The sequence below is a fragment of the Variovorax sp. KK3 genome, assembly GCF_001984055.1.
GTDB lineage: Bacteria > Pseudomonadota > Gammaproteobacteria > Burkholderiales > Burkholderiaceae_C > Variovorax.
Window position 1 is genome coordinate 25,520 of record NZ_LYVO01000062.1, and the last position, 18,571, is coordinate 44,090.

Sequence of the window (18,571 nt, forward strand, 5' to 3'; positions counted from 1 at the left end):
CAACGGCGCCGGGCGACCTTCCTGACCCTGCGATGTCCTCGGGCGTCCCGGTCATCGAACTCCCGCACCGTGAATTGGCTCGCATCGACGAACGCAAGCTATAGTCGCGCTCGCTCGCGAACACACTCATCAGTGAGCGCCGCATCCCACCACTTGCAGGCCTTGGCATCCGACGTCATGCGCCGGAGGAGTCCATGGAATCATCGACAGCGCCCGCAACCGCCGCGAACTTCTACGACCTCGTTCCCTACGATTCGCATCCCTTCCCGCAATCGACCGTAGAACATCTCGAGGCGCTGGCCTTCCTTTTCGGACTGCCCGCGGCCGCCCCCGCCAATGCGCGCGTGCTCGAGTTGGGCTGCGCAGCCGGCGGCAACCTGATTCCGATGGCGGCGCGCCATCCGCGCCTAAAGGCAGTGGGGGTGGACCTCTCTGCCGTGCAGATTCAACAAGGCCAAGCGGCCATCGACCAGGCTCGCCTCACGAACATCGAGCTCCGCGCGCTCGACATCACCAGCATCGACGCCTCCTTCGGCCAGTTCGACTACATCATCTGCCACGGGGTCTACAGCTGGGTACCGCCTGCGGTTCAGAGCGCCATCCTGCGCGTGTGTTCGCAGAACCTGGCGCCGAATGGCGTGGCCTACGTGAGCTACAACGTCTACCCGGGGTGGAAGGCGCGCGAGATCGTGCGCGACGCGATGATCCTGCGGGGTGCGCCGCGCGACGAGCCCGACGAGAAGCTCTCCTACGCCCGCGGGATGCTCGAATTTCTCGAGCAATCGGCGCGGCCGGACAGCGTGCTCAAGAAGACGCTCGAAGAAACCATGCCGATCGTGCGCAACGCCGGCGCGTCGTACCTGCTGCATGAGTTCCTGGAGCCTCACAACGCCCCCTGCTACTTCAAGGAATTCGCGGCGCGCGCGAGCGTCGCCGGGCTCGGCTACCTGGCCGACGCCGAGCCTTCGACCATGTTCGTGCAGAACCATGGCGCACACGTCCGCGACCCGCTCCTGCGCGAATGCGGCGGCAGCCAGATCATGATGGAGCAGTACCTGGACTTCCTGGTCAACCGGACCTTCCGCCAGACCCTGCTGGTCAAGCAGGAGCGCGCTGCAGAAATCCGCTATCGGCTGGACGCGGAACGCATCCGTGCGCTCGAATATGCCGGCGTGTTCGTGCCCCTGGATGGCGGCGCACTCACGCTCGACGCTCGCGAACAGCCCTGCCATGCGGTGCGCAATCAGCAACTCGTGCTGCGCCAGCCGCTGCACAAGGCGGTCGCCCTGGTGCTGGACGAGAACTACCCCGCGAGCATGCCTGCCGACGAACTCGTCGCCGCGGTGTCGATGCGCATGGGCGCAGCTCCTTCGTCTGTCGATCCCGTGGTCATGGCGATGCTGGAAGAACTCGTCATCCTGGGCGCCGTGCGCATCCGCCGCACGCCACCCGAAGCGGGCATGGGCGTGTCCGATTTCCCGCGCGCTTCCGCGGCGCATCGCAGTGCGCCCGGCCTGGCCCCCGGTGCCGCTCCCGCGGCGCACGTCTGCAACCAGTGGCACGAGCTGGTGCAGCTGTCGATGCTCGAACGCTGCCTGTTGCCGCTCCTCGATGGCGAACATTCGCACGAAGCGCTCGCGGCGCATCTCGTCGCCGAGGCCCGGTCCGGCCGTCTGCGCTTCATCAAGGACGACAAGCCCCTGACCGACGAGCCGAGCCTGAAGGAGTTCACGCAGCAGCAGGTGGCGCTGGCCCTGCGCGACCTGCGACGCAAGGCATTGCTTGAGGCATGATCCGCACCTCGGTCAACATGGAGACAACAGTGAAAAACCCCCAGTGGACTTCGATCTTGCGCAGCACCGTCGCGGCGGCGCTGGCACTGGCCGGCGCGGCACAGCTGCATGCCGCGTCTCAGGCCCCGGCCGCTGCCGAAAACGGCATGGTGGTCAGCGCCCAGCACCTGGCAACCAAGGTGGGCGTGGACGTTCTCAAGCGCGGCGGCAACGCCGTCGATTCGGCCGTGGCGGTGGGCTATGCCCTGGCCGTGGTCTATCCGGCCGCCGGCAACCTCGGCGGCGGCGGCTTCATGACCATCCAGCTGGCTGACGGCCGCAAGACCTTCCTCGACTTCCGCGAGAAGGCGCCGCTGGCCGCCACCGCGAACATGTACCTCGACAAGGAGGGCAACGTGATCAAGGGCCTGAGCACCAACGGCCACCTCGCCGTCGGCGTGCCCGGCACCGTCTCGGGCCTCGAACTCGCGCGCCAGAAGTACGGCACCATGCAGCGCGCCGCGCTCGTCGCGCCGTCGATCACGCTGGCAGAGCGCGGTTTCGCGCTGGACCAGGGCGACATCGACATGCTGCTGACGTCCACCGCCGACTTCAAGAAAGACCCGGCCTCGGGTGCGATCTTCCTCAACAAGGGCGAGCCCTTCGCGGTCGGCCAGAAGCTGGTGCAAAAAGACCTGGCGAAGACGCTCAAGGCCATCAGCGCCAAGGGCACCGACGGCTTCTACAAGGGCCCCGTCGGCGCGGCGCTGGTCAAGTCGAGCCAGGAAGGCAAGGGCATCATCACCCAGGCCGACCTCGACCAGTACCAGACGCGCGAGCTGGCACCCGTCGAATGCGACTACCGCGGCTACCGCGTGATCTCGGCGCCGCCGCCGAGCTCTGGCGGCGTGGTGATCTGCGAGATGCTGAACATCCTCGAGGGCTACCCGCTCAAGGACCTGGGCTTTCGCTCGGCCCAGTCGGTGCATTACCAGATCGAGGCCATGCGCCACGCCTACGTCGACCGCAACAGCTACCTGGGCGACCCCGACTTCGTGAAGAACCCGCTGGACCGCCTGCTCGACAAGGGCTATGCCGAGAAGGTCCGCGGCGTGATCGACCCCAAGAAGGCCGGCGTCTCCAAGGACATCAAGCCCGGCGTCGCACCGCACGAGGGCAGCAACACCACCCACTACTCGATCGTCGACCAGTGGGGCAATGCGGTCTCGGTGACCTACACGCTCAACGACTGGTTCGGCGCCAAGGTCACGGCCGCCGGCACCGGCGTGTTGCTCAACAACGAGATGGACGACTTCACCTCCAAGATCGGCGTGCCGAATCTCTATGGCCTGGTGCAGGGCGAGGCGAACGCCATCGCCCCCGGCAAGCGTCCGTTGTCGTCCATGAGCCCGACGATCATGACCAAGGACGGCAAGACCGTCTTCGTGGTCGGAACCCCCGGCGGCAGCCGCATCATCACGGCCGTGCTCCACACCATCCTCAACGTGGTGGACTACGGCATGAACGTGCAAGAGGCCGTGGACGCCCCGCGTTTCCACCAGCAGTGGCTGCCCGACGTGACCAACGTCGAGACCTTCGCGCTGAGCCCCGACACGCGCAAGCTCCTGACCGACATGGGGCACAACCTGGGCGTGCCGCAGCCGGCCAACCACCTGGCGGCCATCATCGTCGGCGCGCCCTCGATGGGTGGCAAGCCGGTGGGCAAGAACCGCTTCTACGGCGCCAACGACCCGCGGCGCAACAGCGGTCTGGCGCTCGGCTATTGATGCGCATCGAGGACATCCTCTACACCCAGGGCTTCGGCACCCGGCGCGTCTGCGCCGGGCTCATCCAGCAGGGCTTCGTTCGGGTGGAAGGCCATGTCGTCGACGACCCCGGCGCCGGCTTCGAAGTGCAAGGCCTGCGCTTCACGGTCCAGGGCACGGAGTGGGGCTACCACGACAAGGCCTACCTGATGCTGCACAAGCCGGCCGGCACCGAGTGTTCGCAGAAGCCGTCGACCTACCCGAGCATCTACACGCTGCTGCCGGCGCCCCTGCGCCAGCGCCCCAACAAGGGCGCGGTACAGGGCGTGCAGGCCATCGGCCGGCTCGACCAGGACACCACGGGGCTGCTGCTGCTCACCGATGACGGCCAGTTCATCCACCGGATGGGTTCGCCGCGACACCACGTGCCCAAGGTCTACGAGATCGGCGCCAAGCACGCGGTCACGCAGGGCCAGGTCGATCGGCTGCTGGCCGGGGTGGTGCTCGACGACGATCCGAAGCCGGTGCGTGCCGCAGCCTGCGAAGCGACGGGCCCCTCGGCGATGCGGCTGACGTTGACCGAGGGCAAGTACCACCAGGTCAAGCGCATGCTGGCCGCGGTCGGGAACCGGGTGGAAACCCTGCATCGCTCCAGCATCGGTCCGCTGGCGCTGCCGGACGATCTTGCTCCCGGCCAGTGGCGCTGGCTGGAGCCGGCCCAGGTCGATGCCCTGCGGAACGCGCGCGCCGGTCAGCCATAAAGCAGGATTGATCGTTAAGATCGCCACGCCTTCTTTCGGAACTCTCCCTTGCGCTTCAAGTCTTCCGTGCCGGGCCGCATCGCGGCCTTTTTGTTTGCCTGCGCGGTGCAGCCCGCGCTGGCCGCCGAGCCCCCGCCGGTCTTCGTTCTCAATTCGCTCGACGCCACGGTCAGCGTGGTCGATCCGGTCAGCTGGACCGAAAAGCAGCGCATCCCCACGGGCAAGGAACCGCACCACCTCTACCTGACGCCCGACGAGCAATCGCTGATCGTCGCCAACTCGGCCGGCGACTCGCTGACCTTCCTGAACCCCCGCACGGCCGAGGTGCAACGGGTGGTCTACGGCATCATCGACCCGTACCACCTGCGTTTCTCGCCCGACATGAAGTGGTTCGTGACCGCCGGCAACCGGCTCAACCACGTCGACATCTACCGCTGGGACGGCAAGGAGCCGCGCCTGGCCAAGCGCATTCCCACGGGCAAGACGCCGAGCCACATCTGGATCGATGGCCGCAGCACCACGGCCTACGTCACCATGCAGGACAGCGACGAACTGATCGCGGTCGACCTGGCCACCCAGGCCATTCGCTGGCGCACGCCCACCGGGCCCATGCCGGCCGACATCTTTGGCATCCACGACGGCAAGACGCTGCTGGTGGGCCTGACCGGCAGCGACGGCGTGCAGGTCTTCGACGTGGCCGGGCCCGAGCCCAAGGCCGTCGGCAAAATCCTGACCGGCAAGGGCGCCCATGCCTTCCGCTCGGCCGGCGATGGCCGCAGCGTGTTCGTCAGCAACCGCGTCGCCAACAGCATCTCCCGCATCGACCTGCAGACCCTGCAGGTCAGCGAAACCTACCCGGTCCCCGGCGGCCCCGACTGCATGGACGTGTCGGCCGACGGCAAGATGCTGCTCGTCACGTCGCGCTGGGCCAAGAAGCTCTCCGTGGTCGACCTGGCCGGCCGCAAGGTCGTGCGGCAGGTGGCAGTGGGGCGCTCGCCGCACGGCGTCTGGACCCTCGACCATGCAAAGAGATGAGCTCTCCCCCAGGCTGCGCGCACTTCGTGTCGCTCCGCCAACCCCCTCACCGGGGGCAACACCAGCGGCCCGGCAAAGCCGGTTCCGCGGTGTTTCCCGAACAGGCTTCGGAGGACTTGCTGTCCTCCTTGCCTTGGCCATGGCGACAGGTGCTGATGCCTGGGCCCAGGTGGCGTGCCCCAAGCCCGTCTACCTGACCTTCGACACCGGCCACATGGGCATCGCGCCGCTGGTGGCCGAGGTGCTCAAGCGCCAGGACGTCCGCGTCACCTTCTTCGCCGCGGCGGAGCGGACGCAGACCGATGGCGACAGCCTGGACAACCACTGGGCGCCCTGGTGGAAGGCGAGGGCGGCCGAGGGCCACGAATTCGCTTCCCACACCTACGACCACGCCTATTGGCGCGGAGACATCCAGGGCACCGAGCCGCGCTTCCGCATCCAGCCCTCGGCCGGCGCCTTCGCTGGCCGGCAGTTCACCTGGGATGCCGCGCAGTACTGCGCCGACGTCGCCAAATCTTCTGAGCGGCTGCAGCTCATCACGGGCAAGAAGCCGCTGCCGCTGTTCAGGGCGCCAGGCGGCAAGACCTCGCCGCGGCTGCTGGAGGCCGCCAAGGGCTGCGGTTATGCCCACGTCGGCTGGGCGCCGGCCGGCTTCCTGGGCGACGAGCTGCCGAGCGAGAAATTCAGCAACGAGAAGCTGCTCGAGCAGGCGCTGGCGCGCATCCAGGCCGGCGACATCCTGCTGGCGCACCTGGGCATCTGGTCGCGCAAGGACCCCTGGGCGCCGGCCGCGCTGGAGCCGCTGATCGTCGGTCTAAAGGCCCGCGGCTTCTGCTTCCAGACCTTGCGCCAGCATCCGGCGTATCGTGACTGGATCGCCGCGCATCCCTGAGCCGTGCAAGGCGTGTCGATGGACTGGCTGACCGATCTTTTCTCCAACGCGCAGCAGTGGCTGTTCGAGGCCGCGGTGCAGCCGCTGGTCTACGGCGTCGGGCTGGGCGGCTGGGTCGAGGACGCCTTCGACGCCACTGGCTGGCTGCTGGTCGGCCTGATCCAGATCGCCGTGCTGGTGGCAGTCATCGGCCCCTTGCAGCGCTGGCGGCCGGTCGAGCCGGTCAACGATCGCCGCGCCATCCGCGTCGACATCCTCTACACGTTGATCCATCGGCTGGGGCTGTTCCGGCTGGCGATGTTTTTCGCGCTGATTCCGCTGTTCGACGAGGCGCTCGGCGCCGTCCGTGCGGCGGGCTGGGGCTCGCTGCACCTCGACCAGCTCTGGCCGGGCGTCACCGATGTGCCCTGGGTCGCGTTCGCCGTCTACCTGGTCGTGCTGGACTTCGTCGAATACCTCATCCACCGCGGGCAGCACCGGTTCAACTGGTGGTGGGGCCTGCACTCGCTGCATCACTCGCAGCGGCAGATGACCATGTGGAGCGACAACCGCAACCACCTGCTCGACGACGTGATTCACGACACCATCATCGTCGTGGTGGCGCAGCTGATCGGCGTGGCGCCGGGCCAGTTCATCGCCATCGTCGCCTTCACCCAGCTCAGCGAGAGCCTGCAACACGCCAACCTGCGGCTGCATTTCGGCGCGGTCGGCGAGCGGCTGTGGATCAGCCCGCGCTTTCACCGCCTGCACCACAGCATCGGCATCGGCCACGAATCGCATGGCCCGCGCACACTCGGCGGCCACAACTTCGGCGTGCTGCTGCCCTGGTGGGACATGCTCTTTCGCACGGTCGACTTCGGCAACCGCTTCGATCCGACGGGCATCCGCGACCAGGTCGAGCCCGACGCCGGCGGCCGCCTTCGCGACTACGGACGCGGCTTCTGGGCCCAGCAGTGGCTCGGCCTGAAGCGGATGGCTGGCCGCGCCTGAGCCCGAGGTCACGCGCTGGCGTTATCCTCGGCGTCCGATGCGTCTCCTCCTCGATTCCTTCTGGCGTTCGGTCGCCTACTGCATGCACCCGCGGGTGATCATCCTGTCCTTCCTGCCCCTGGGGCTGATGGTGGTGCTGGCGGCGCTCTACGGCTACTTCTACTGGGACGCCAGCGTGGCCTGGACGCGCGAGGCGCTGGACGCCTGGCCCTTGATCGCCAGCTTCTGGGCCTGGCTCGGGCGCCTGTTCTCGGGCGACGTCACGGCGGTGCTAGCACCGATGGTGGTGGTGGTGGCCGCCACGCCCGTCATCGTGGTGGTGTCGCTGCTGATCGTCGCCGGCCTCATGGCACCGCCGCTCACGCGCCTGGTGGCAGAGCGCCGCTTCCCGGCGCTCGAGCAGAAGAAGGGCGCCTCGTTCTTCGGCAGCATGATGCGGTCGCTCGGCCTCACCGTGCTCGCGTTGCTCGCCCTGGTGGTGTCGATGCCGCTGTGGCTCATCCCGCCGCTGGTGCTCGTGCTGCCGCCCTTGATCTGGGGCTGGCTCACCTATCGCGTGATGAGCTTCGACGCCCTCTCCGAACATGCCAGCCCCGAGGAGCGCACGGCGCTGCTGCGTGCCCATCGCCTGCCGCTGCTCGGCGTGGGCGTGCTGTGTGGCTATCTGGGGGCGGCGCCCAGCATCGTCTGGGCGTCGGGGCTGCTCTTCGCCGCTGCCTTCCTCGTGCTGGTGCCGCTGGCCATCTGGATCTATACGCTGGTGTTCGCCTTCTCGGCGCTCTGGTTCGCGCACTACTGCCTGGAAGCCCTCGCGCAGCTGCGGGCGCAGCGCGCGGCGGCAGCCGTATCAACATCGTCGGCCGACGCGGCGGATGCCCGCGCGGTCGCAACCCAATGGGGGGCGCCATGAGCCGCCGGGCCGCTCCCAAGGCGAATACCGCAGCCGAAGGCGAAGGTTCTCTCATGAGCCGCTCGGCCGCTCCCAAGGCGAATACCGCAGCCGAAGGCGAAGGTACTCTCATGAGCCGCCGGGCCGTCCCCAAGGCAAATACCGGAGCGCGTAGCGCGGAGATTGTTCTATGACCCGTTCCTTCGGCCTCATCATCGTCGGCGACGAAATCCTTTCGGGCAAGCGCACCGACAAGCACATGCCCAAGGTGATCGAGCTGCTCGCGGCGCGCGGCCTCCCACTCGCCTGGGCCGAGTACGTGGGCGACGAGCCGGCGCGCATCACGGCGGCGCTGGGCCGCGCCTTCGCTTCGGGCGACGTGGTGTTCTCCACGGGCGGCATCGGCGCCACGCCCGACGACCACACGCGCCAATGCGCTGCCGCGGCGCTGGGTGTACCGCTGGCCTTGCACCCGGAGGCCGAGGTGCTGATCCGCGAGCGCATGCAGGACACGGCGCGCGAACAGGGCATTCCCTACGAACCCGACCGGCCCGACAACGTGCACCGGCTGAACATGGGTGTCTTCCCGCTCGGCGCCAACATCATCCGCAACCCGTACAACAAGATCCCGGGCTTCAGCGTGGGCGACGTGCATTTCGTCCCGGGCTTCCCGGTCATGGCCTGGCCGATGATCGAATCGGTGCTCGACGCGCGCTATGGCGAGTTCTTCGCACGCGGCCGCGCGATAGAGAAGTCGATCATCGTCTACGGCGCGATGGAAGCCACGCTCACGCCGCTGATGGAAACCATCGAGCGCACGCACGCCGGCATCAAGGTGTTCAGCCTGCCGAGCGTCGACCACGCCGAGCATGGGCGTCACATCGAACTCGGCGTCAAGGGCGACGCCAGCGCTGTCGATGGGGCCTATCAACAGCTGTTGGAGGGCTTGCACGCATTTGGTGTGAAGCTGGGCCCCGAATTGGTGCGGTGACCGAATGCGCACCAATTTAGTTACAACTCGCCTGATTTTGGGGTTCCGGTAGGGGGTCGTGCCCCTCGCCATGCCCCTGACAATGGCATGGAACCTGCATTCCAGCCTTTCGCTAATTTCCAACCACTACCGATCCAAGGAGAAGCCTGATGGCTAAGACCGTCGCCGATGTACTCAAGCTCGTCAAGGAAAACGAGGTCAAGTTCGTCGACTTCCGATTCACCGACACCCGCGGCAAAGAACAGCACGTCACCGTGCCCGTCTCGGCCTTCGACGAAGGCAAGTTCACCGACGGTCATGCGTTCGATGGCTCCTCGATCGCCGGTTGGAAGGGCATCGAAGCATCGGACATGCAGCTCATGCCCGACCCGAACACGGCCAACATCGACCCCTTCTTCGAGGAAACGACCCTCATCCTGACCTGCGACGTGGTCGACCCCGCCGACGGCAAGCCCTACGAGCGCGATCCGCGTTCGCTGGCCAAGCGCGCCGAGGCCTACATGAAGGCCTCCGGCCTGGGCGACACGGCCTACTTCGGACCGGAACCCGAGTTCTTCGTGTTCGACGGCGTGCGCTGGCAGAACGACATGTCGGGCTGCTTCGTCAAGATCGAGTCCGAAGAAGCCTCGTGGAACACCGGCAAGGAATTCGAGCACGGCAACACGGGCCACCGCCCGGCCGTCAAGGGCGGCTACTTCCCGGTTCCGCCGGTCGACAGCTTTCAGGACATGCGCTCCGAAATGTGCCTGGTGCTCGAGTCGCTGGGCATCCCGGTCGAAGTGCATCACCACGAAGTCGCCAACGCGGGCCAGATGGAACTCGGCACCAAGTTCAGCACGCTGATCCAGCGCGCCGACTGGGTCCAGCTGCAGAAGTACGTGATCCACAACGTGGCCCATGCCTACGGCAAGACCGCCACCTTCATGCCCAAGCCCATCGTCGGCGACAACGGCTCCGGTATGCACGTGCACCAGTCGGTCTGGAAGGACGGCAAGAACCTGTTCGCCGGCGACGGCTACGCGGGTCTCAGCGACTTCGCGCTGCACTACATCGGCGGCATCATCAAGCACGCCCGTGCTCTGAACGCGATCACGAACCCCGGTACCAACAGCTACAAGCGCCTGGTGCCCGGCTTCGAAGCCCCGGTGAAGCTGGCCTACTCGGCCAAGAACCGCTCGGCCTCGATCCGCATCCCGTTCGTGGCCAACCCGAAGGGCCGCCGTGTCGAGGCGCGCTTCCCCGATCCGCTGATGAACCCGTACCTGGGCTTCGCCGCGCTGCTGATGGCCGGCCTCGATGGCGTCGAGAACAAGATCCACCCGGGCGAAGCCGCGAGCAAGGACCTGTACCACCTGCCGCCGGAAGAAGACGCGCTGATCCCGACCGTGTGCCACAGCCTCGATCAAGCACTCGAGTACCTCGATCAGGACCGCGCGTTCCTGACCAAGGGCGGCGTGTTCACCGATGCGTATATCGATGCCTACATCGACCTGAAGATGCAGGAAGTCACGCGCTTCCGCATGGCCACGCACCCGGTCGAGTTCGACATGTACTACTCGCTGTAAGGCGATCGCCCCGCAAGGGGCGTCCGCGTGAGAAAAGGACGGCTCTCGCCGTCCTTTTTTCATGGGCGGAACCCACGGCACGGCAGCCGCATCGAATTGCACGAAAATGCCCGCTGCTTGCCCACTTTGCACTCGACGATCATGAAGACCTCTTCGGCTCTCCTGTTGGCCGCCGCAGCGGCGGCCGGCATCCATATGCAGGTCCAGGCGCAGGAGCGCGTCTGGCGCTGCGGCAACGAATACACGAACAACGCGACGCTCGCGCAGCAGCGCGGCTGCAAGGTCATGGAAGGCGGCAACGTCACCGTCGTCCAGGGTAGCCGGCCCGTGGCGGCAGCCGCGTCGGGTGGCACATCGCCAGCCGTGCGGGCGCCGAGCGGCGGCTCGCCGGCCGGCAGCCCGCGGGTCGAGAGCGTCGACCAGCGTGCCCGCGATGGCGAAGCCCGCTCGGTACTCGAGACCGAACTCCGCAAGGCCGAGGAGCGCCAGGCCCAGCTGCTCAAGGACTACAACAACGGCGAGCCCGAGAAGCAGGGCAGCGAGGCACGCAACTATCAGAAGTACCTGGACCGCGTGGCCGACATGAAGGCCGAGATCACGCGCAACGAGAGCGACATCGCGGGCATCCGCCGCGAGATCGGTCGCCTGCCGGCCTCGCGTTGATGGCATTCGGCAAACCCGCGTCCGCCGCCAAGCGCTTCCAGGCCTTCGACCTTCTCTCCACACTGATCGCGGTGATCCGCACCGATGGCTCGGTGCTCTTCGCCAATGCCGGGCTCGAGGACGCCCTCGGCACATCGCGCCGCACGCTCGAAGGCTCGCAATTCTCGGCCTGCTTCAATGAACCCCAGGTGCTGCGCACGGCCATCGATGGCGCCCGCAGCAACGACTTCGCCACGCTGCGCTACGAGGCCTTGCTGCGTCGCGTGAACCACGATCTGATGCCGGTGCAGGTGACGCTCGCGCAAGGCGACAAGGCCGGTGAGTTGATCATCGAGATGTCGCCGCTCGAGCAGCAGGCGCGGCAAGACCGCGAAGAGCGTCTGCTCGGCCAGGCGCAGGCCAACAAGGAGCTGATCCGCAATCTCGCGCATGAGATCAAGAACCCGTTGGGCGGCATTCGTGGCGCCGCGCAGTTGCTGCAGATGGAAGTCGAGTCGCGCGACCTGATCGAGTACACGCAGGTCATCATCCACGAGGCCGATCGACTGCAGACATTGGTCGATCGGCTGCTCGCGCCGCACCGCCGGCCGCACGTGGTGGGCGACGTCAACATCCATGAGGTGTGCGAACGCGTGCGATCGGTCATCCTCGCCGAGTTCCCGCGCGACCTGCACATCGAGCGCGACTTCGACGTATCGATCCCCGAGTTTCGCGGCGACCGCGAGCAACTCATCCAGGCCACGCTCAACATCGTTCACAACGCAGCGCAGGCACTCGGTGAGCGACGCGCTGCAGGCGATGCGAGCATCACGCTCAAGACACGCGTCGCGCGACAGGTGATCTTCAACAAGCAGTGGTACCGACTGGCACTGGAATTGCATGTCATCGACAATGGACCGGGCGTGCCGGACGCGATCAAGGACCGCATCTTTTACCCGCTGGTGTCGGGCAGAGAAGGCGGAACAGGCCTTGGTTTGACGCTGGCGCAAACTTTCGTACAACAACACCACGGCGTGATCGAGTGCGACAGTGTTCCGGGCCGGACCGATTTCAAGATATTGATACCGTTGCCTTAGGACAGGGAAGAAGGAACTGCATGAAGCCGATCTGGATAGTGGATGACGACCAATCGATCCGCTTCGTGTTGGAAAAAGCCTTGCTGCGCGAAGACCTGCCCACGCGCAGCTTCACGAACACGCGCGAGGTGCTCGCTGCACTCGAGCTGGCGGCCGACGACGAGTCGCAGGGCCCGCAGGTGCTGGTGAGCGACATCCGCATGCCGGGTGGTTCGGGGCTCGACCTGCTCGACAAGATCAAGGCCAAGCACCCCGGCCTGCCGGTCATCATCATGACGGCCTTCTCCGACCTCGACAGTGCCGTCTCGGCCTTCCAGGGCGGCGCCTTCGAATACCTGCCCAAGCCTTTCGATCTGCCGCGCGCGGTCGAGCTGATTCGCCGCGCCGTCGACGAGAGCCAGCGCGAAGAGGTGGCCGAAGAGCGCATGGCCGCCACGCCCGAGATGCTGGGCCAGGCACCTGCCATGCAGGATGTCTTTCGCGCCATCGGTCGTCTGTCGCAAAGCAACGTGACCGTGCTCATCACCGGCGAGTCCGGCAGCGGCAAGGAACTCGTCGCGCGTGCGCTGCACAAGCACTCGCCGCGCGCCAGCGGCCCCTTCGTGGCCATCAACACCGCGGCGATTCCGAAAGACCTGCTCGAAAGCGAACTCTTCGGCCACGAGCGCGGTGCCTTCACCGGCGCGCAGACCATGCGTCGCGGCCGCTTCGAACAGGCCGAGGGCGGCACGCTCTTCCTCGACGAAATCGGCGACATGCCTTTCGATTTGCAGACGCGCCTGCTGCGCGTGCTGAGCGACGGGCATTTCTATCGCGTGGGCGGCCACAACTCGGTGAAGGCCAACGTGCGCGTCATCGCCGCGACCCACCAGGACCTGGAGCAGCGCGTGAAGCAGGGCGGCTTCCGCGAAGACCTGTTCCACCGGCTCAACGTGATCCGTCTGCGTCTGCCCGCGCTGCGCGAGCGCGGCGAAGACGTGCCCGCGCTCACGCGCCACTTCCTGCAGCAGAGCGCCAAGCAGCTGGGCGTGGAGCCCAAACGCATCTCGGATGCGGCGCTCGCGCAGCTTTCGGTCTTCGCCTTTCCCGGCAATGTTCGCCAACTGGAGAACATCTGCCATTGGCTGACCGTGATGGCGCCGGCGCAATTGATCGAAGCGAAGGACTTGCCGCCCGAGGTCATGGTGGCAACGCCTGCCGAAGTGCCCGCCGTGATCGCAGGCGCCACCGCGCAGGGGAGCGACGAGCACGAGGCGGTGGCCGCTTCGGCCTCGGCACCGCCCGCGGTGCCGGGCACTGTCGCGGCTGCTTCGTCGTCGGCGTGGGAAAGCGGCCTCGAGATGGAGGCGCAGACCTTGCTCGCCGCGGGCCGCCACGACGTGTGGGACACGCTCACGCGCCGCTTCGAGTCGCGCCTCATCCTCACGGCGCTGGCCAACACGCGCGGCCGCCGCATCGAGGCGGCGCAGAAGCTCGGCATCGGCCGCAACACCATCACCCGCAAGATCCAGGAACTCGGCCTGGAGTAGAGCGAGGCGGGAGCGGCGCCGACGGCGCTGCGCTCAGCGGCTGCGCTGGCCCAATGTCAGCGTGTCGAGCTGGAAGTTGCCGCTGCGGTCCCAAAGCCAGGTGTCGACATAGGTGTGGCCTCCGAGCTTGCCGGGGTTCGGCAACGGCGACGCGTCCTTGATCAGCTGCGCGATCATGCCGCTCACCTCGGGCGCGTGGCTGGGCGTGCGCGAGAAGTACACGCCCGTCACCTTGCCCGTGCTGTCGATGTCGGTTTCGGTCACCACCACCGCGTAGACCAGCGGCGGGATCTTGCCCTTGTAGATGCGCTTCGGATAGGCCTTGTAGATGTGCTGCGCGCCGATCTTGCGGTAGGCGCGCACGGCCGGTGTCTGCGCGGTGATGAGGCGTGTGGTCGGCACTTCGGCAGAAGGCTTGGCCACTTCGTCGGCGGGCCCCTCTGCGCTCGCCGACGAGGCCGGGCCGGCAGGCGTGTCCTGCTTGAAGATGGAACAGCCGGCCAGACCGAGGACTGTCGCGAGAAGAAGAGTCTTGAATGCGAAGTTCATGCGTCGAGCTCCAGGATCACGGGGGCATGGTCACTGGGCTTCTCCCATTTGCGCGGCACGCGGTCGATGACGCAGCCCTTGGCCAGCGGCTTCAGCGGCTCGCTCAGCAGGATGTGGTCGATGCGCAGGCCACGGTTTTTCTGGTAGCCCAACATGCGGTAGTCCCACCATGAATAGCTCTTCTCGGGCTGCTCGAAGAGGCGGAACGCATCGACCAGGCCCAGGCCCAGCAACGCCTTGAAGTGCTCACGCTCTTCGGTCGTGTGATGGATGGTTTCGGCCAGGCCCACAGGGTCGAAGCTGTCGCGGTCTTCCGGCGTGATGTTGAAGTCGCCCAGCAGCACCAGCCGCGGATGCGTCGCCATTTCCTGGCGCAGCCACTCGCGCAGCGCGCTCAGCCAGCTCATCTTGTAGGCGAACTTGTCACTGCCGGGCGCCTGTCCGTTGACGAAGTAGCCGTTGACCACGCGCAGCGGCCCCGAGGGCGTGTCGATCGTGGCGCTGATCACGCGTGAATGGTCGTCCGCGAAACCGCCGATGTTCTTCGCCACGTCGCGCCCGGGTGCGAGGCTCAGGATCGCGACGCCGTTGTAGGTCTTCTGGCCGAACACCGCCGCGTGGTAGCCGGCCGACTGCAGCACCTCCAGCGGGAACTTGTCGTCGCTCATCTTGAGCTCCTGCAGGCACAGCACGTCGACGGGGTTGGCGATGAGCCAGTCCAGCACGTGCTGCAGGCGGGCGGTGAGGGAGTTGACGTTCCAGGTGGCGATCTTCATGCGTCGGGTGTCTCGTGGTGCTGGGCGGATTTTGCCTTCATTGGCCGCGGGTCCGCCTGTGCGGTCGGTGCCTGAGCACGTGTCGGCATTTCGCCCGACGGCCAGCGTGCGCTTCGCTCCGACGCGCTGCAGGCCTCAGCCATCGATCCAGGCCCGGTCGCCGGCGCCGAGTCGCGCCGCGATGAAATCCAGGAAGCAGGTGACCCGTGCGGCCAGCGCGGTGTTGCGGTAGTACACCGCGTTGATCGACTGCCGCACCTCCACCGTATCGCGCGCCAGCAGCTGGACCAGGTCACCGCGTCCGCGATCGCCGGCGGTCATGAAGTCCGACAGGCAGACGATGCCGGCACCCTCCAGCGCCAGCCGGCGCAGCGTCTCGCCGCTCGATGCGGTGACGGCGGGCTTGATCGGCCATTCGTCGCCATGCGGCCCGCGCAGCGGCCATCGGTTGAGCGACTCGGGCTGGGTGAAGCCCAGCAGCAGGTGCTTCGACAGGCCCGCCACCGAGCGCGGCCGGCCATGCTGCTCGAGGTAAGCCGGGCTGGCCAGCACGCGGACGCGGCTGGTGCCGAGGGGGCGCGCATGCAGCGTGGAGTCGCTCAGCGCGCCGATGCGGATCGCGACGTCGGTCCGGCGCTCCAGCAGGTCGATGTTGAGCTCGTCGGTGTCGAGTTCCAGCTCGATCTGCGAGTAGGCGACGCGGAAGGCCGGCACAAGCGGCACGATCGCATGCAGCATGAACGGCGTGGCGGCGTTCACGCGCAGGCGCCCGGCCGGCTGCTGGCGGCGCAAGCCCATCTGCTCCTCTGCCGTGTCGATGGCATCCAAGATGGCGCGGGCATGCGTCAGGAAGGCCTGGCCTTCCTCGGTGAGTTCGATGCGGCGGGTGGTCCTGCGCAGCAGCGTGGTCCCCAGCTTCTTCTCGAGCCGGCTCAGCGCGCGGCTGATGCCCGACACCGTCTGGCCCAGGCGCTCGGCCGCCGCCGTGATCGAGCCGGTGTCGACCACCGCGGTGAAGGCCTGCAGTTCGTCGAGCGTGGTCTTCATCGGGGCTGTCGGCACGCGGCTGATTGTTGATTCTGGATCAAATATCTTATGAGGAATAGCGGGTTTTTCTGCAAACGACCCCGCCGCACACTCCTGCCCATTCCCACAGGAGTGTTCCATGCCCATTGCCTTGCTCGCGCTGACCCTCAGCGCATTCGCCATCGGCACGACGGAGTTCGTGATCGTCGGCCTCATCCCCACCGTCGCCACGGACCTCGGCGTCGGTCTGCCGTCGGCCGGCCTGCTGGTCAGCCTGTATGCGCTCGGCGTCGCCATCGGCGCGCCCGTGCTCACCGCCTTGACGGGCCGCCTGCCGCGCAAGGCGCTGCTGCTCGGCCTGATGGCGCTGTTCACGGCCGGCAACCTGCTGGCCTGGCAGGCGCCGGGCTATGAATCGCTGATCGTGGCGCGCGTGCTCACGGGCCTGGCCCACGGCGTGTTCTTCTCCATCGGCTCCACCATCGCCACCGGCCTGGTGCCGAAGGAGAAGGCCGCGAGCGCCATCGCGATCATGTTCACCGGCCTCACGGTGGCGCTGGTGACGGGCGTGCCGCTGGGCACCTTCATCGGCCAGCACTTCGGCTGGCGCGAGACTTTCCTCGCGGTGTCGGCGCTGGGCGTGATCGCCTTCATCGGCAGCTGGATCTTCGTGCCCGGCGACATCCGCCATGCGCCGCCGGCCTCGCTGGCGCAGCAGGCCAAGGTGCTGGCCGAGCCGCGGCTGCTGCTGGTGTATGCGAAGACGGCCATCGGCTACGGCGGCTCGTTCATTCCCTTCACTTTCCTCGCGCCGATCCTGCAGGAGGTCTCGGGTTTCTCGGCCGGTGCCGTGGGTTGGGTGATGCTGGTATACGGCGTGTCGGTCGCGGTGGGCAACATCTGGGGCGGCAAGCTGGCCGACCGGCACGGGCCCATTCCGGCGCTGCGGATCATCTTCGCGCTGCTGGCCGCGGTGCTGCTGCTGTTCAACTTCACGGCGCCGCATCCTTGGCTCGCCGTGGTCACGGTGCTGCTGTGGGGTGCGGTCGCCTTCGGCAACGTGCCGGGGCTGCAGGTCTACGTGGTCAAGCAGGCCGAGCGCTACACGCCGCAGGCAGTCGACGTGGCTTCGGGACTGAACATCGCGGCCTTCAACCTCGGCATCGCCGGCGCAGCCTGGGCGGGCGGCCTGATCGTCACGCACCTGGGCTTGATGCACACACCCTGGATCGGCGCGGTGGTGGTGCTGGTGTCGTTGGCGTTGACGCAATGGAGCGGTACGCTGGACAGGCGCGCCGGCATTCCGGTGCGGGCCGGCGGGCCGGTGCCGGTCGGGCACTGAGCGGCTTCTCGTTTCAACTTTCCACTTCCGTCAAACATCATGAACAGCAACAACCCCATTCCCGCACTCGGCCTCGGCACCTTCCGCTTGAAGGGGCAGGTCGTCATCGATTCCGTCAAGACGGGCCTGTCGCTCGGCTACCGGCTCATCGACACCGCACAGATCTACGGCAACGAGGCAGAGGTCGGCCAGGCGATCGCCGAAAGCGGCGTGCCGCGCGACGAGGTCTTCATCACCACCAAGATCTGGATCGACAACTTCGCCAGCGACAAGCTCGCCGCCAGCCTGAAGGAGAGCCTGAAGAAGCTGCGCACCGAGCAGGTGGACATGACGCTCATCCACTGGCCGTCGCCGCACGGCGCGGTGCCGGTAGCCGAATACATGGGTGCGCTGGCGGCGGCGCAGGACCAAGGCCTGACCCAGCGCATCGGTGTGTCGAACTTCAACACGGCGCTGCTGCAGGAGGTCATCGACGCCGTCGGCGCCGAGCGCATCGCCTCGCACCAGATCGAGCTGCACCCTGCGTTGCAGAACCGCAAGGTGGCAGCATTCAACGCGAAGTGCGGCATCCACACCACGTCCTACATGACCCTGGGCTACGGCAAGGCGCTGCAGGAGCCGGTGGTGCAGGCCATCGCCAACGACCTCGGCGCGACGCCGGCGCAGGTGGTGCTGGCATGGGCGATGCAGCAGGGCTTCGCGGTGATTCCTTCGTCGACGAAGCGGGCGAATCTGGAAGGCAATCTTGCTGCTCGGTCGCTGCGGCTGACGGACGATCAGATGGCGCGCATCGCTGTGTTGGATCGGGGGGAGCGTCTTGCGAGTCCGGAATCGCTTGCGCCTGTTTGGGATTGACGTTGGGTGTCGAGGTGGCAGATAGCAAATAGCGCGCTGCAAAGGCGGCTGCGGGTGTGCCGGCATCGCTTCACTGTGGCGGCCTCCGCTTCGC

At 67.0% G+C, this 18,571-nt stretch carries 17 protein-coding genes; 14 read left to right on the top strand and 3 right to left on the bottom strand.

What is annotated here, in order from left to right; genetic code table 11:
* Nucleotides 1–194: 194 nt before the first annotated feature.
* The 12 genes from B0W80_RS24635 (at nucleotide 195) to ntrC (ending at nucleotide 13,929) form a co-directional block, all read left to right on the top strand.
* On the top strand, nucleotides 195–1,793 hold the full coding sequence (locus B0W80_RS24635; RefSeq protein ID WP_077001795.1) for a class I SAM-dependent methyltransferase: 1,599 nt from the start codon (nucleotides 195–197) through the stop codon (nucleotides 1,791–1,793).
* 146 nt (nucleotides 1,794–1,939) lie between these two features.
* Entirely contained in the window at nucleotides 1,940–3,559 is a 1,620-nt protein-coding gene (ggt, locus tag B0W80_RS24640) for a gamma-glutamyltransferase (RefSeq protein WP_373039040.1), read from the top strand.
* The gene (locus tag B0W80_RS24645; protein ID WP_077001796.1) at nucleotides 3,559–4,299 is read left to right on the top strand and encodes a pseudouridine synthase; all 741 of its coding nucleotides are present in this window, start codon (nucleotides 3,559–3,561) and stop codon (nucleotides 4,297–4,299) included. Before ggt ends, B0W80_RS24645 begins: the two co-directional genes overlap by 1 nt.
* Before the next feature lie 78 nt (nucleotides 4,300–4,377).
* Nucleotides 4,378–5,334 carry a beta-propeller fold lactonase family protein gene (locus tag B0W80_RS24650; protein ID WP_077001811.1) on the top strand — a complete coding sequence of 319 codons (957 nt, stop codon included), beginning with the start codon at nucleotides 4,378–4,380 and terminating at the stop codon, nucleotides 5,332–5,334.
* A gap of 139 nt (nucleotides 5,335–5,473) precedes the next feature.
* Entirely contained in the window at nucleotides 5,474–6,226 is a 753-nt protein-coding gene (locus B0W80_RS24655) for a polysaccharide deacetylase family protein (protein ID WP_077001797.1), read from the top strand.
* A gap of 18 nt (nucleotides 6,227–6,244) precedes the next feature.
* Complete coding sequence (locus B0W80_RS24660; protein ID WP_077001798.1) at nucleotides 6,245–7,216, top strand: sterol desaturase family protein; 972 nt, start codon at nucleotides 6,245–6,247, stop codon at nucleotides 7,214–7,216.
* Between the two features lie 37 nt (nucleotides 7,217–7,253).
* Complete coding sequence (locus tag B0W80_RS24665) at nucleotides 7,254–8,126, top strand: EI24 domain-containing protein (RefSeq protein ID WP_077001799.1); 873 nt, start codon at nucleotides 7,254–7,256, stop codon at nucleotides 8,124–8,126.
* Between the two features lie 169 nt (nucleotides 8,127–8,295).
* Complete coding sequence (locus tag B0W80_RS24670) at nucleotides 8,296–9,096, top strand: molybdopterin-binding protein (RefSeq protein WP_077001800.1); 801 nt, start codon at nucleotides 8,296–8,298, stop codon at nucleotides 9,094–9,096.
* A 149-nt stretch (nucleotides 9,097–9,245) separates the two neighbouring features.
* Complete coding sequence (gene glnA, locus B0W80_RS24675) at nucleotides 9,246–10,661, top strand: type I glutamate--ammonia ligase (protein WP_077001801.1); 1,416 nt, start codon at nucleotides 9,246–9,248, stop codon at nucleotides 10,659–10,661.
* A gap of 141 nt (nucleotides 10,662–10,802) precedes the next feature.
* Nucleotides 10,803–11,324, top strand: coding sequence for a hypothetical protein (locus B0W80_RS24680; protein WP_077001812.1), 522 nt, complete (start codon nucleotides 10,803–10,805; stop codon nucleotides 11,322–11,324).
* Nucleotides 11,324–12,400 carry a nitrogen regulation protein NR(II) gene (glnL, locus tag B0W80_RS24685; RefSeq protein WP_077001802.1) on the top strand — a complete coding sequence of 359 codons (1,077 nt, stop codon included), beginning with the start codon at nucleotides 11,324–11,326 and terminating at the stop codon, nucleotides 12,398–12,400. The genes B0W80_RS24680 and glnL overlap by 1 nt, the downstream gene beginning before the upstream one ends.
* A 20-nt stretch (nucleotides 12,401–12,420) precedes the next feature.
* The gene (ntrC, locus tag B0W80_RS24690; RefSeq protein WP_077001803.1) at nucleotides 12,421–13,929 is read left to right on the top strand and encodes a nitrogen regulation protein NR(I); all 1,509 of its coding nucleotides are present in this window, start codon (nucleotides 12,421–12,423) and stop codon (nucleotides 13,927–13,929) included.
* A 33-nt stretch (nucleotides 13,930–13,962) separates the two neighbouring features.
* Here ntrC and B0W80_RS24695 read toward each other — a convergent pair whose 3' ends face one another.
* From B0W80_RS24695 to B0W80_RS24705, 3 genes are all read right to left on the bottom strand, one after another.
* Nucleotides 13,963–14,478 (bottom strand): hypothetical protein, encoded by a 516-nt coding sequence (locus B0W80_RS24695; protein WP_077001804.1) that lies wholly within the window; start codon nucleotides 14,476–14,478, stop codon nucleotides 13,963–13,965.
* On the bottom strand, nucleotides 14,475–15,254 hold the full coding sequence (gene xth / locus B0W80_RS24700) for an exodeoxyribonuclease III (protein WP_077001805.1): 780 nt from the start codon (nucleotides 15,252–15,254) through the stop codon (nucleotides 14,475–14,477). The genes B0W80_RS24695 and xth overlap by 4 nt, the downstream gene beginning before the upstream one ends.
* 135 nt (nucleotides 15,255–15,389) lie before the next feature.
* Nucleotides 15,390–16,301 (bottom strand): LysR family transcriptional regulator, encoded by a 912-nt coding sequence (locus B0W80_RS24705; protein ID WP_077001806.1) that lies wholly within the window; start codon nucleotides 16,299–16,301, stop codon nucleotides 15,390–15,392.
* A gap of 118 nt (nucleotides 16,302–16,419) precedes the next feature.
* Here B0W80_RS24705 and B0W80_RS24710 point away from each other — a divergent pair, with 118 nt between their 5' ends.
* Both B0W80_RS24710 and dkgB read left to right on the top strand, forming a co-directional pair.
* Nucleotides 16,420–17,622, top strand: coding sequence for an MFS transporter (locus tag B0W80_RS24710; protein ID WP_077001807.1), 1,203 nt, complete (start codon nucleotides 16,420–16,422; stop codon nucleotides 17,620–17,622).
* A gap of 39 nt (nucleotides 17,623–17,661) precedes the next feature.
* Nucleotides 17,662–18,477 (top strand): 2,5-didehydrogluconate reductase DkgB, encoded by an 816-nt coding sequence (gene dkgB / locus B0W80_RS24715; RefSeq protein ID WP_077001808.1) that lies wholly within the window; start codon nucleotides 17,662–17,664, stop codon nucleotides 18,475–18,477.
* Nucleotides 18,478–18,571: the final 94 nt, after the last annotated feature.